Below are 13,020 nucleotides of genomic sequence, written 5' to 3'. Positions count from 1 at the left end.
GACATGGTACGAAAGTTGACGTTCTTACCCGGGGAGACCTGTACACACAATCCTGATTTTCTTAGGGAATACCCAAATGACAAGGAAATATGAGTTCAAAGCAAGTCAGAAATGGCTGGTTAAGTGTACAGGAGTCAGCCGAGGTCATAGTAGTGGGTAACCATGAAGGACCAAACAATAATAACTCATATTGCGACTGGAAGTGAAGACGATGCGAAAATCGCAGAAAACAGAACAAGCTGACCGCCAGCGGATGATAGGTCTGGAAGACCAAAGACAAACTGGGGCGCGTAGTATCGCCTCCGGTGAAGGAGAAAAGATGAGTGGCACTCAGTTTCAAGCATTAGTTTTGGCCCGCAACAACCTGAATTTGGCTTATCAACGTGTGGTCAGGAACAAAGGGGCGGCCGGAGTTGACGGTATGACCGTTGATGAATTGAAACCGTACCTGAAAGTACATCGCGAAGAATTACTCGCAGAATTGGCCAATGGGACTTATAAACCGGCACCAGTCAAGCAAGTCTCAATTCCAAAGCCCAACGGTGGAACGCGTAAGCTTGGCATTCCGACCGTGATCGACCGGCTAGTCCAGCAGGCCGTGGCCCAGGTCCTTTCGCCGATATATGAACAGATCTTCGCCAACAATAGTTTTGGTTTTCGACCCCAACGCAGTGCACATGACGCAGTTCAACAGGTCGTTCAAGCTAGATAATGCGGGTTATCACTATGTGGTTGATCTGGATTTGAAGGCCTACTTCGATACGGTTAATCATGACATGCTTATGAAGTTTCTCAAGCAGCGAATTAGTGACCGCTGGATACTACGGCTCATTCGCCGTTTTCTGACTAGTGGCACCATGAATGGGCAATTGTTTGAACGCAGTGAGAAAGGCACACCGCAAGGCGGGCCGATCTCGCCACTGTTAGCGAATATTTATCTCAACGAATTCGACCAAGAACTAGCTAGGCGCGGTCATGAATTTGTCCGTTACGCCGATGACTGCAATATCTTTGTTAAAAGTCCACGCGCGGGCCAACGAGTCCTCGCTAGTGTGACTCGTTTTCTCGAGCATGAGTTAAAACTCACGCTCAATCAGGAAAAGACACAAGTGGTCGCCACCAACAGAATGAAGTTCTTAGGGTTTACGTTGGGCCACACTAAAGGCAGGGCTTTTCCCTATCCGGTGTGGTCAGCGAAGCAGCGAGTTAAACAAGCATTGAGGCGGCTGACTAAGCGTAATCGTGGTGTATCCGAAGACCAAATAATGGCAGAGATTCGTCAAAAGATGCGCGGTTGGTTGCAGTATTACAGCTTGGGTAGAATGAAGCGGTTCATCACGGAATTAGATGCGTGGCTGCGGTCACGTATTCGCCAGTACATTTGGAAACAATGGAAGAAAGCCAAAACTAGAGAGAACAACTTGAGCGGATTAGGATTTACGAAAGATGAAGCTAAGCTATCCGCTAACACGCGTAAAGGGTACTGGCGGACAGCGCATAGTAAAACGCTGTGCCGTACCCTAACTAACAAAGAGCTGGAACGTCGTGGACTCATTAACTTGAGTCAGACGCTCCAGCAAATTCAGAGTGCTTAAATTATTGAACCGCCGTATACGGAACCGTACGTACGGTGGTGTGAGAGGACGGTAACTTACAATTACCTCCTACTCGATTTGGATCAGTGGCTGAAATAAGTGCGTCGTGTTAAGCTATTTAATGAACCTAATCAAGGAAGTGAGCTTACGAAAGCATTGATCGCAATTGATTCATTTAAACAATCCTTCACTAGTTTAGCGGCGGGTGAAATCGTCGCGCAGCAGTTTGTACAAGCGGGCATCCCCAGCACCGCTGTTGCGATTGCTGATGGTGGTGAGGGTACTGTAGTAGCGTTTTTGCACAATAAGTCTGGTGGCGAAAAAATAGTACGACCAGTGCACGATCCTTACGGCAAGCTTGTTCAAGCTGAATTTGGTTGGTACCCGGCGGAAAAATTAGCCATTATTGAAACGGCAGCCGCTTCAGGCATTCAATTTGTACAACCGGCAGCAACCTATCAGTTGGCCTCATCTCAAGGGACCGGTGAGCTGCTGCGGGCGGCAATTGAGTTAGGCGCCCAGCGCGTGATCGTTGGTTTAGGTGGTAGCGGCACCGTTGATGCGGGTGTGGGGCTGCTGGCTGCTTTAGGTGCGCGGTTTTTGGATGCGGCGGGGCAGCAAATTGCCCAGCCGTTAGCGCATTTAGCAGAAATTGACGCCATAGATACTGAGTCAGTTATGACGAAGGGCGTGACCTTATTAAGTGCTAGTGATGTAACGAGCCCACTGACGGGTAAAAATGGCGCGGTGCAGCTGTTTGGTCCGCAAAAAGGGCTAACTGGCTCGGCAGCAGTCGAGTTGGAACAACAATTTACGCAGTTGGCCCAGCGACTTGATCCGCAACAGCAAGGCCAAGTTGCTGGCGATGGGGCAGCTGGTGGTATTGGTTTTGCGTTGCGTTTGATCGGCAGTCAAGTCCATTCTGGATTTGATTTGATCGCGCAAGTTTGTCAGTTTGAACAGTTAGTGCAGGCCGCTGACGTGGTGATTACGGGCGAAGGGCAAATCGATGCGCAGAGTTTGCAGGGAAAGGTGCCGGTCAAAATTGCGCAGATCGCGCAACGCCAGCATAAACCTTGTCTTGCCTTTGTCGGTAATCAAGTGGGGGATTTGGCGGCCTTCCAAGCGCATGGTTTAACCAGTATTTTCCCAATCGTTGATCATGTGACCACGCTGCAACAAGCGTTAGTCGATGGCAAAATTAATTTAGCTCGCACGGCCCAGCGCGTAGCTGCAGTGTTGGCGGTATGAAAAAGTGAAAGCGGCGTAGTGGCATAAATGAGGTCACTGCGTCGCTTTTTCGATTGGAATCAAGTGGGCATCGGCAAGAAAACTTTGCTTCCAGGCGGTGGCCGTTTGCAAATAACTTTTGCCGAATTCATCGATTAGGCCGTGAAATTCTTGGGCTTGTGCTGGCGTAAAATCAGCTGGTAATTGAACTTGGCGGTAAAGCTGCTGATAATTGTTGCTCGGCCAACCGAGCTGTGTGAATAGGCGGCGGGCGTAATTATCGGCAATAAAGGTGGGCACGTCAAAAATATAGACGAGGAAAACGTCGGCGGTTTCGGCACCGATTCCCCGCAATTGCAGCAGGTCGTGACGCAATCGGTCACCGCGGGCTTGTTTAATGGCGGTTAGATCATAATCAAATGTCGCGAGCCAGTTAAATACAGCGGCGATCGCTTTGCTTTTATTATGGTAGAAACCGCTGGAATGGATCAGGGGTTCTAGCTGGTTGGCGTTAAGTGCGTGAATTTTCGCCGGCGCAAAAGCGGTGGCGGCTTTTAAATTAGTCAACGCGGGGACGACGTTGCGCCAGTTGGTGTTTTGTACCAGAATCGCGCCGAGAATGATCTCCCATTTAGAGTCGGCGGGCCACCAGCCTTGTGGGCCCATGGTGGTGTACATCGTTTGGTAGAGTTGTTTAATCGTGAGTTGCATGTGTGGCCTTCTTTTCGCGGTATTGACGGGGACTGATGCCAATTTGGCGTTTAAATAAGGTGCTGAAATAGTTGGCGTTCGGCCAGCCACAGCGTTGGGCGATCGCGCTGATGCTCAGTGTGGTGGTGGTCAAGAAATGACGCGCGTGGGCGAGGCGAACTTGAGTCAAATATTGTTGCGGCGTTTGCCCGGTGACTGTGGTAAATTTGTGGTGCAGATAGTAAGGAGCGCCATGGGCAAGTTGGGCGAGTTCATTTAAGTTCAGCTCACTGGCGTAATGGCGTTCGATGATCTGTTTGATCTCGGCGCTCCAAGCGGCGTCACTTAGCGGCCGACCAGTAGGCGTACAACGTTTGCATGGTCGGAAACCAGCAGCCAGTGCTTCAGCCGACGTTTTAAAAATGCGCACATTTTGGCGTTGGGGTAGACGCGAAGCACAGGATGGTCGGCAAAAAATGCCGGTACTGGCGACGGCGTAGAAAAATTGGCCATCAGCGTGGTGGTCGTTAGTTTGGATCGCGTGCCAACGTTTAGCGGTCAGGCGATAGTGAGTCATGTACAGCACCCCCTTGATATTAATAAGCATTATTTCTCATCCCACTCTAGCATATGCAAAAGTGGGGTGAATTTCGAGTGATTTGAATTGAAAAGCAAGATAGTGAAGTTTAAGCTGACTTTTTTCTGCTATACTATGGTCAAATTAAAAGAGGGGGTGGCATGATGCCAACAATTTATTATCGCCGACATAACTTGGCGGGACACACTTATTATTTAGGCGCCACGGCGCAGGGGTTGTGTTTTGTCGGTTCGTGGGCGCAAACATTAGCCGAGCTACAAAGTTTTTATCCACTGGCTGAGTTACGACCGGCAACGACACAAACAGAAGCAGCGGCCACCGAGTTAGCACAATATTTGAACGGTCAGCGGCGCGAATTTACGATCCCAATAGCTTGGCCGCAAGCAACGCCACTGCAGCAAGCGGTCTGGCAAGCACTGCTTAAAGTGCCGTACGGGCAAACGGTGGATTATTCGACGTTGGCGCAGCAAGCCGGCTATCCCAAAGCCATTCGCGCGGTGGCGAGTGCGGTTGGTAAAAACCCACTATTGATCGTTGCGCCTTGTCATCGCGTTTTGCGTAAAGACGGTCAGTTAGGCGGTTATCGTGGTGGGGTAATCATGAAACAAACGCTTTTAGCACTGGAACAAAAATAGGTGCGTTGAAATAACAGCTGTCAGCGCCACTTTTTTAAGCTATAATGAAAGTGGATACAAAACAAACGAAGTGGGTGATTTTATGGGGTAAGTGGTCATGTTCGCTGGCTCAAAAGTCGGAACCGGAAAAACAACTGCCACAATTATGGCGGCGTTGGCGGCTCATCAGTTGTTTAAACAGCGTGTTTTAGTGATCGACGCGACAACAACTTTAAAAGCAACACAAAATTTTAAACAGATTTTTAATATTGAACCAACTAGTAATGTATTGACTGGCTTGGCAGTCAAAGATTTGGCTAAAGTAGTGACCCCGTTGCGCGCGGGATTGGATTTTATTGCTGGCGTCCCAACGCTGGAAGATTATTTTAATACCGCTATGGAAGCGGCGGGCACAACTAAAACGGCACGAACCTTAGGGTTAGTGCCGCCATTAATGAATATTTTACGCGACCGTTATGATTATATTTTCATTGATAGTGATGCCAAATTCGCTGCGGTGATGGATAATTGTTTGGCTAGCACCAATTATGTGGTCATCATGCAGCCAGTTGGCAAAGCTGGCTTTGATGCCACGGATAAGCTGTTCTATTATTTGAAGCAATTAAAGCAAGAGCTGCCGACGGTCAAGGCCGAGATCATTGGCCATTTAGCGGTGGACTTCACGGAAACCGCGCCATTTTATCAGGTGGAGCCAGTGTCATCATTTGACGTGGTCGATGCGTTCCGCACTGTAATCACCCATAATGAATGGTTGGCGGAGGACGCACCGTTTGCGCCGCAGGCAACGCATAATACGATTGCACGGCAAATGGCGGGCGCGATGTATAGTGAGGTTTTCAATGAGTTACAGGCGCGGATCGCGTTGCAGCAACAACTGGGCAAATTTGCGACTAACGCTGGTTTGACTGAGCAAGGGCAAGCCGTCGATTTATTTGCCTGATTTATTGTCGTACAGAGTCGTCACACTTGTGGCGGCTTTTTGTTTTGCGTATTTAGTGGACAATTATGGTCAGTTGTCCAGCGACAAAGTATTAACGCTATTAAATAGGTATGATACGATAAATATAATGAGTGAGCTTAATGGGGGGGTAGCGCACAATGAAATGGTACGCTGGTGGCACAGAGCGAGGAAAGCAAGCGGTTGAACTTTTAACTGAGCTGATCAACCATTTAAATAACGATAATGAGTTACCGTTAAAGCAGTTATTATTTCAATTCCATCAGGAAATAGCTGCGCAAAGTCAGTCGATTCCGTACATTTTGAGTCGAATGAACGTTGCTGTTGCTAAAGTGATGCGGGAAAATAAGATTGTCGTCGATGCTGATAATGAGGCGCGGTTGAAATCTCTGATGGCATTAGTTGAAATTAAATGGGGTTATTGAGGCTTAAAAGTGTCAATTGATGATGTGCACAATAGATAAGGGCATCAATGCGTATTTGTTGGCTCACCAATTCAAGGCAGCACCAGCTTTAATGCGGCTATCGTCCGCGGTTGGGTCAGCGGCAGCAGCTTATCGCGGTGCTATGACGGCAAGCATTTGGTTGAAATAAATACGAGGGGGAACTAGGGAATGAAACCAGATAAAGCACAAGCAAAGCAAACGATTCATGAGTTGTACAATAGTTTAGGCAGTAATAAAGCACCGGAAATCGCGGATATCCGAGCAGCCTTGTTGAAGGTCTACAATAAAACGGATCAGACGGCAAACATTGAGCCGCTTTACAGTCGCTTGGTTAATTTGATCTATTCGACGGGGACCGTGGGGTATTTAGGTTTGACCAAGGAGCAAGAGCGTTTGATCAGGGACTTAGCTGAGATCGGCAAACGTGCTGGTCCCGCTGGTGGGGCGTTTATGGCTTATGGGAATAAGGATAGTTTTTAGGACAACTAATAAAGCGTTCATCGTCATGGTTTGACGATGGACGCTTTTAGTCTGCTTGCCGAAAGTTTTTAGTTTGTGGTAGATTCTGCATAAATGCGGCATAAGTCGATGTCGTCATGGTTGTTGGTCGTAAAGTTAGCGCTTTGGTATGACTGATTTGCGTAGCACTTTTTTTAAAGGTAGCGCGTAGATGGTCGTGTTTGACGCGTAAACGGTAGCGGTGATTAATGGCGTCGGGATGCGTTTCGACGATGTTGTTATAGTTTGCTGGATGTTCCCAATCGCCATTATTGACGTCTGAATAACTTACTTGTGGATCGATCTGACTAGGTTTTAAAACAAGCCGATTGTGCTGCACATGGTAAGTACCTTGTTCAAAATTGATTACCACACCAAAGCCTGCAGCCAAGCCGGTAGCTGCACGATAATTTGTTTGATCGATTAAAGTCAGGTGTAGATAGTTGGTACGATTAGTTGGTGATTGAAAACTTTGTCCAGCCAGCGTAGTTTGTGCGCGAACAGTTTGCCCAAAATTAAAAATTAGTAATGCAAGTAGACTGCTGAGTACCCATTTTTTCATTGACCTTCAACTCCTACTACTAGGTTACGGGAAGGGCAATGTGATGTGAAAATAAATTTAAAGGCAATAAAAAACGTTCACCGCAAGTGAACGTTTTTTTGACTTACCTATTTAGTTTGTGAAACGGTGTTGCGGGCGCTAACACGTTTGAAGACGTGGACGGCAACCCCTAAAACGGCACCGACTAAGGCAGGGACTAACCAAGCTAAGCCGTAGTTGGCGAATGGCAAGTATGCCTGTTCGAAGCCAGTCATCGCTTTACCGAAGCTACTTTGGCTGACGACCGCTGGAAAAGCAGTTACCATGTCGAAAAAAGCAGGAACAACGGTAAAGAGAACAACGAATTTATACACGACTGGGTCTTTGTGGAACAGTGGTGAAGCGACTGACAACAAAATCAAGACCATTGATAGTGGGTATAAGAACATCAACATTGGCGTTGACCAAGCGATGATTTGATTTAAACCGATATTAGCGGTCAAGAATGATGCCAGAGTAGTTAGAACTAACCAAGTGCGGTAGCTAACTTTGGGAAAATGTTTATGAAAGTCTTGGGCAAAAGCCGCAACTAAACCGATCGCCGTGGTTAAGCAAGTGACGGTGATCAAAGTGGCTAAGATGGCCTGACCAGCGACGCCCATATAATGATTGACAATTTGGTCAAAAGCGATGCCGCCATTAGCGGAAACTTTGAATTTACCTAAGGACATCGCGCCAACGAAGATCAAACCAACGTAGATGACGGCGATCATTGCCATTGCGAAGACGCCGGCACGGGCAGTGACCAGCGCGACACTGTTAGCGCGTTTTTTGCCTAAGGTGCGAACGGCGGTAACTACGGTGACCCCGAAGGCTAAGCCAGCTAAGGCGTCCATCGTGTTATAACCTTGCAAGAAACCATTGACGAAAGAGCCTGATGTATAAGCAGCGGTGGCGTGTTGAACACCGGCGTGGCCCATTGGTGAACTAAAAGCTAAGAAGAAAACGCCAGCTAATAAGACTAAGAAAACTGGATTTAATAACTTACCGATATTGTTGACGATTTTATTTTCCTCTAATGAGAAAAAGAGGGCTAAGCCGAAGAAAACAGCGGAGAAAACTAATAAACCAACTGTTTGGAAATTCTTTGGTACTAGTGGCGCTAAGCCAACCGTGTAGGAAACGGTGGCTGTCCGTGGTGTACCAAAAAGTGGGCCGATGGTGCCGTGGATCAAGATCATGAATAAGAGCGCGAATACGGGACCTAAAGGCCGCCCAACATCATAGACACCTTCGGAACGAGTGATACTGATTGCTAAAACGGATAATAATGGTAATAACACACCAGTGACTAAGAAGCCAAGCGCGGCAGGCACCCAATTCTGTCCCGCTAACTGGCCTAAATGTAATGGAAAAATCAAGTTACCAGCACCAAAGAATAGACCAAAAAGCATTGAACTAACCACGAAATAATCGCGTTTAGTGAGTTTACGTTCCTCTAACATAAGCAGCACTCCTTAAATTTTGTAGGTTTGTGGAAATGTGGTTCAAAGACTAAGCGTCTGTTGCCCCACGTTTAAATCATGAGTGTTGCCATTGCTAAGTCGACTTTAGTAATGGCGGCGATCATCCTGCGCGGGAATGATCACGATAAACAAAAAACGCCCAAACCTGAAAAATTAATTTCAGATAAGGACGTTAATAAACGTGTTACCACCTTGATTTGCCATTTTCTCACGAAAACAGCCTCTTCGGGTACAAGCACCAATTGGTACGAAATACCCTAGCTCGATAATGGGAGCCCCCAATGAACGCTCAAACTTCGCATCCATCGCTCAAAGATGATTTTCTAATTGTCGCACCTTGACGTCCTTGCACCAAACGACGCTCGCTTAACTGGTGAATACAATTATACTTTTCTTATCACAGCGTTTAATTTACTCATTGATTTATCATGTGGCTATAATTTAACGCGATTTTAAGTGTTTGTCAAGGGGGTGATAAAAATAAATTTATAATTTAAGGCAGTAGTCCATATTGAATTAACGTGTCAATGCTATCTAATACGATGGTCGTATTATCAAACTGTGGCTGCCATTTTAGGATATCTTGCGCTTTTTGGGTACTCAACTGACGATTGACGTGCACTAATAAATTGCCTTCGCGGGCGGTCTGGTTGAACAAAGCAGCGCTGCTTAAAAGCAAGTTCGGCATCGTTTTAGTGGGAATGTTTTGGGCAATTTGCGGTCGTTTTTGGCGAATCAGTGCTGCTATCTCTGGTAGTGATATCTGACCAGCAGCACTAGCCAGAAAACGTTGCCCGCCAGCGTGAGGTGCGGTCAGCGCACGAATGTGTAAGTCAGCAACATCGCGCACATCGATCAGATTGAGTGGGATATTGGGAATCATTTTGGGACGACCGGTAAGCAAATTTTTCAATAGATCGAAGCTGCCAGAAACGTGGGCGTCTAATGCTGGGCCCATGATCGCCACCGGATTGATCGTAGTCAGTTCTAAACTGCCGTGACTTTGTTCAATAAACTGCCAGGCAGCTTGTTCGGCGATCAGTTTGGATTTTTCATAGGCCGATAAGCCTTTTTCGTTAGGATCAGTCCAATCGGCTTCAGTGGTGATGCTCGTTTGGTCGTGATTACTGAAGCCGATGGCGCCAAAGTTGGCGGTCATGACAACACGCTTGGCGTGGGCCTGTTGGGCGGCCTTTAAAATGCGTAAAATACCCTCGGTGGCAGTTGTGTCGCTGTTCGGGTCATTGGAAAGAACGGGTGATGCTACGCTTAAGACATAGTCGATATTTTGCATAGCTACTGTCCAGCCAGCATCTTGAGTGAGATCAACGGCGACAAAGCTTAAATTTTCGCGGTGTTGCGCCTGATTTTCTTTTAGGGCGGTGCGGACGGTGGTTTGTTTGTCGAGTTGGCGTAAGGTGGCACGGACGTGATAACCTTGATTTAAAAGTTGTAAGATAATGTGCAGACCCAGATAACCGTTGCCGCCGGTAACTAATACGTTTTTTGTCATAATGTTATGCTCCTATTCCCTAATGAGGGTTAATTTAATCAGTCATGTATGCCATGCCGTTAAGTAGCATGATCCTTGTTTATGGCTTCTTTTTGTTTATAATAGTCCCTAGAGTATACTCTAGGGCAAGCAAAAGAACACTATTTCAACGCAGCGATTTTTACCGTAGTTGAATGATGCGACTCGGAACGTCATGTTTATTAGCCTACTTGGTTAATAGACGACCTTAATTATGAAAGGGGAGAAAATAATGACTTATACGATCAAAGAAGTTGCAGCTAAGGTTGGTTTGTCGATCTATACGCTGCGTTATTATGATAAAGCTGGTTTATTGCCGTTTGTTTTGCGTGATGAAAAAGGTTATCGCGTTTTTACCGATTCGGATCTCAATTTATTGCATACGATTTGTTGTTTGAAGGATACGGGGATGAAAATTGACGACATCCGTCAATACATTGATTATGTGATGGCCGGTGCAGATACAGTCGCGCAACGCAGTGAATTACTGACGGCGCAACGGCAAAAAGTGTTGGCGCAGCAGAAGCAATTAGCGGCTAGTTTGCAGGAAATTGATTATAAATTGCGTATTTATAATTCGCCACAAGCTGCCGAGATCATTGAATTAGAACAAGCTTACGTGGCCCAAGAAAAGGCTAGCGTTGCGAAATAAAAACGACGGGCAATTGCTCGTCGTTTTTTAGTGACTTTAATTTGATTGGTTACCAAGCTCGTTGAGCCAGCTTTGCACTTGCTCTTGCAGCTGATCGATAATATTAGTGCTGCTGTCAGTGGTGGCGGAATCCGGGGTACTGCTACTGGCTGAGTCGGTTGAACTGTAACTATCCGTGCTACCGTCACTACTGGAGTCACTGGTTGCGGAGGATGAATTGTTGGTAATTTTATCTTTAATGCCGGCAATGGTGCTACTGAGCTTGTTTGAGCTAGATTCGGCAGCCGAGCTAGACGCCGCTGCCGCCACGCTGGAACTGCTGGCCGCGGCAGCGCGACTTTCGCTTTGGGCGCTGATCTGTGATTTGATCTGCTTATACTCAGTTGAGTTATAGCGCACAAAAGTCACTTTCGTGTTGCTGCCGAGACCGGTGATCGTGCCACTATTAGCGGTAAAGGTGACCTGATCGTCATCTGCGGTTAGTGTGTAATCGGCGGTATCGTTGTCAAACGTCGCCTGACCGCTATTACTATCATCAGCAAAGCTACCTGTAGTTGCGCTGCTTTGCTCATTTTTCGATGTATAGGTGTACTTATCATTTTTGATGGTCAAGGTACTGAGATCGGCGATATCGCTGCTATTGGTGTACGCGTTGCCGCGGGCAGTACTGACCTCGACCCACGAGCCAGTCAGCGCGGAGCGTGAACCGTGCCACATGAAAAAGGCGCCAATGAGCAGGATCAAAATGATCAAGCCAAACCAGAATTTATGGTGACGGCGGCGCTTTTTCTTTTTATGCACTTTATTTAATTTGGCTTCCGCTTGCTCGTCGGCTAATTGTGCTTGTTTGCGGTGCCGCAATTCTTCACGACTCATAGGTGCATCTGAATAATGATTTGCCATAACTTACAGCTCCAATGGGTTCAGTTTGTTTGTATAGTGTACAACTTTTTGGTGGTGAAGGTGTGGAGACTGACCGAAAAATGGGTAAAGTTTTGGTTAAGGTGGGATGATTAACATCAGGGGGTGCCATTATGACTAAATTGATCATTCTCCGCGGTAATTCTGGTAGCGGCAAAACGACGACGGTAATCAAATTGCAGCACGCTTTTCCGGCTGGTCAGGCGTTACGGGTATCACAAGACGAAGTGCGCTTAGGCATGCTCAATGTGAAAGATCGACCGGCTAATCCGGCAATCGATTTGCTAGCAACTATTTGTAAATACGGTAAGGGCAAGTGTGACTACGTTATTTTAGAAGGTATTTTAGGGCTGGCAAAGTATCAGCCGATGCTCCGCGATTTGATCACTTATTTTGATGAGCAAGTCTACGCTTATTACTTTGATCTGACTTTTGCCGAAACATTGCGCCGACACCGTCAGCGTGCTCAGGCTCAGGAATTTGGTGCCGAAGTCATGCAAAAGTGGTGGTTAGAGCACGACTACTTGAATATTCCGCAGGAACAGTTGCTGCCGGCGGAATTGAGCCAAAGTGAAGTGGTGGCGCGGATCATTCGTGAAGTGAGGGGATGATCACCAATCCACAACGGTCAAATCAGGCCATTTTTGTTGCCACTTGTGTGCTTTAGCTTGATAAACGGCTGCTGTGATCAACTTTTTATTGGGGCGCACGATGCCCATGAATAAATCATTCAGACCATAAGGGGCAAAGGCCTGTAACCGTGCGTTTTCGTCAATATAGACGCCTAACGCGGTTGCGGTCGTCGGCCAGGTGCTGATGGCATCTTCGGTTGATTGATAGGGTGTGATCGTTTTGCCAAAGCGTTGTGCGTACCATAAATGAACCCGCGCCTCATTTTTGACGTCAATCGTGTATTGATTTCCTGCGAGCTGCTGCGCAATTTTTTCTTGCGTGGCAGCTTCTTTTGCAACACTTAAGTCGGGGTCGTAATACACAATATCGACGTCGCTACCGTAATCCGGTGTTTGGTGAAAAAGTGCGTTCCAAACCGATTGGGTGATGCTACCGAGAGTGTGACATAAGGCGCTCAGCTTTTGAGCATTAGCCTAGAGCGGCGAATAATTCACGCAGTGGATTATTTGACGATCGTAGCTAAGCGGAAAAAGTTGCCTTATGTCACACGTTTTAACTATATTGCT

15 protein-coding genes, 1 pseudogene and 1 other annotated feature are annotated in these 13,020 nt (G+C 47.0%); of the genes and pseudogenes, 9 read left to right on the top strand and 7 right to left on the bottom strand.

Translation table 11 applies throughout. From position 1 onward, the window contains the following. The first annotated feature begins 211 nt into the window (after window positions 1-211). Window positions 212-1,595 (top strand): annotated as a pseudogene (gene ltrA / locus LC20001_RS09070) (group II intron reverse transcriptase/maturase). Window positions 1,596-1,694: 99 nt separating this feature from the next. Continuing rightward, window positions 1,695-2,846, top strand: coding sequence for a glycerate kinase family protein (locus LC20001_RS09065; RefSeq protein ID WP_010010961.1), 1,152 nt, complete (start codon window positions 1,695-1,697; stop codon window positions 2,844-2,846). Window positions 2,847-2,879: 33 nt separating this feature from the next. On the opposite strand, the gene LC20001_RS09060 is transcribed toward LC20001_RS09065, so the two are convergent. Both LC20001_RS09060 and LC20001_RS09055 read right to left on the bottom strand, forming a co-directional pair. Further along, a complete protein-coding gene (locus tag LC20001_RS09060; RefSeq protein ID WP_010010962.1) occupies window positions 2,880-3,536 on the bottom strand; it encodes an endonuclease III domain-containing protein in 657 nt (218 codons plus the stop codon). After that, window positions 3,520-4,092, bottom strand: a complete 573-nt coding sequence (locus tag LC20001_RS09055) for a bifunctional transcriptional activator/DNA repair enzyme AdaA (protein ID WP_010010963.1) — start codon at window positions 4,090-4,092, stop codon at window positions 3,520-3,522. Before LC20001_RS09055 ends, LC20001_RS09060 begins: the two co-directional genes overlap by 17 nt. Window positions 4,093-4,253: 161 nt before the next feature. On the opposite strand from LC20001_RS09055, the gene LC20001_RS09050 reads away from it, so the two are divergent. From LC20001_RS09050 to LC20001_RS09035, 5 genes are all read left to right on the top strand, one after another. Then, window positions 4,254-4,748, top strand: coding sequence for a methylated-DNA--[protein]-cysteine S-methyltransferase (locus LC20001_RS09050; RefSeq protein ID WP_029508018.1), 495 nt, complete (start codon window positions 4,254-4,256; stop codon window positions 4,746-4,748). A gap of 97 nt (window positions 4,749-4,845) precedes the next feature. Continuing rightward, entirely contained in the window at window positions 4,846-5,688 is an 843-nt protein-coding gene (locus LC20001_RS09045; RefSeq protein ID WP_010010965.1) for a ParA family protein, read from the top strand. 158 nt (window positions 5,689-5,846) lie between these two features. Then, window positions 5,847-6,131, top strand: a complete 285-nt coding sequence (locus tag LC20001_RS09040; RefSeq protein ID WP_010010967.1) for a bacteriocin immunity family protein — start codon at window positions 5,847-5,849, stop codon at window positions 6,129-6,131. 19 nt (window positions 6,132-6,150) lie between these two features. Then, window positions 6,151-6,300 (top strand): hypothetical protein, encoded by a 150-nt coding sequence (locus LC20001_RS14410; RefSeq protein ID WP_154646679.1) that lies wholly within the window; start codon window positions 6,151-6,153, stop codon window positions 6,298-6,300. A gap of 20 nt (window positions 6,301-6,320) precedes the next feature. Further along, window positions 6,321-6,632, top strand: a complete 312-nt coding sequence (locus LC20001_RS09035) for a bacteriocin immunity protein (RefSeq protein WP_010010969.1) — start codon at window positions 6,321-6,323, stop codon at window positions 6,630-6,632. A 46-nt stretch (window positions 6,633-6,678) separates the two neighbouring features. On the opposite strand, the gene LC20001_RS09030 is transcribed toward LC20001_RS09035, so the two are convergent. From LC20001_RS09030 to LC20001_RS09015, 3 genes are all read right to left on the bottom strand, one after another. Next, the gene (locus tag LC20001_RS09030; protein ID WP_010010970.1) at window positions 6,679-7,212 is read right to left on the bottom strand and encodes a hypothetical protein; all 534 of its coding nucleotides are present in this window, start codon (window positions 7,210-7,212) and stop codon (window positions 6,679-6,681) included. Window positions 7,213-7,319: 107 nt separating this feature from the next. Further along, on the bottom strand, window positions 7,320-8,696 hold the full coding sequence (brnQ, locus tag LC20001_RS09025) for a branched-chain amino acid transport system II carrier protein (protein ID WP_004562607.1): 1,377 nt from the start codon (window positions 8,694-8,696) through the stop codon (window positions 7,320-7,322). 183 nt (window positions 8,697-8,879) lie between these two features. Beyond that, window positions 8,880-9,127 (bottom strand) — a binding site (T-box leader). Between the two features lie 83 nt (window positions 9,128-9,210). Continuing rightward, complete coding sequence (locus LC20001_RS09015; protein WP_010010973.1) at window positions 9,211-10,230, bottom strand: SDR family oxidoreductase; 1,020 nt, start codon at window positions 10,228-10,230, stop codon at window positions 9,211-9,213. Between the two features lie 250 nt (window positions 10,231-10,480). Between LC20001_RS09015 and LC20001_RS09010 the strand changes: the two genes are divergently transcribed. Beyond that, the gene (locus LC20001_RS09010) at window positions 10,481-10,900 is read left to right on the top strand and encodes a MerR family transcriptional regulator (protein WP_004562604.1); all 420 of its coding nucleotides are present in this window, start codon (window positions 10,481-10,483) and stop codon (window positions 10,898-10,900) included. A gap of 36 nt (window positions 10,901-10,936) precedes the next feature. On the opposite strand, the gene LC20001_RS09005 is transcribed toward LC20001_RS09010, so the two are convergent. After that, entirely contained in the window at window positions 10,937-11,803 is an 867-nt protein-coding gene (locus tag LC20001_RS09005; RefSeq protein ID WP_029508019.1) for a hypothetical protein, read from the bottom strand. Window positions 11,804-11,934: 131 nt separating this feature from the next. On the opposite strand from LC20001_RS09005, the gene LC20001_RS09000 reads away from it, so the two are divergent. Then, window positions 11,935-12,432: a kinase gene (locus LC20001_RS09000; protein ID WP_010010975.1), complete on the top strand. Its 498-nt coding sequence runs from the start codon at window positions 11,935-11,937 to the stop codon at window positions 12,430-12,432. Here the strand turns inward: LC20001_RS09000 and LC20001_RS08995 are convergent, their stop codons facing one another. After that, on the bottom strand, window positions 12,433-12,912 hold the full coding sequence (locus LC20001_RS08995) for a nucleotidyltransferase family protein (protein ID WP_081455904.1): 480 nt from the start codon (window positions 12,910-12,912) through the stop codon (window positions 12,433-12,435). Window positions 12,913-13,020: the final 108 nt, after the last annotated feature.

It is taken from the genome of Loigolactobacillus coryniformis subsp. coryniformis KCTC 3167 = DSM 20001 (genome assembly GCF_002706425.1).
Lineage (GTDB): Bacteria > Bacillota > Bacilli > Lactobacillales > Lactobacillaceae > Loigolactobacillus > Loigolactobacillus coryniformis.
Note: the sequence above shows the minus strand (reverse complement) of the source record. Positions and strands in the feature narration are given on the sequence as shown.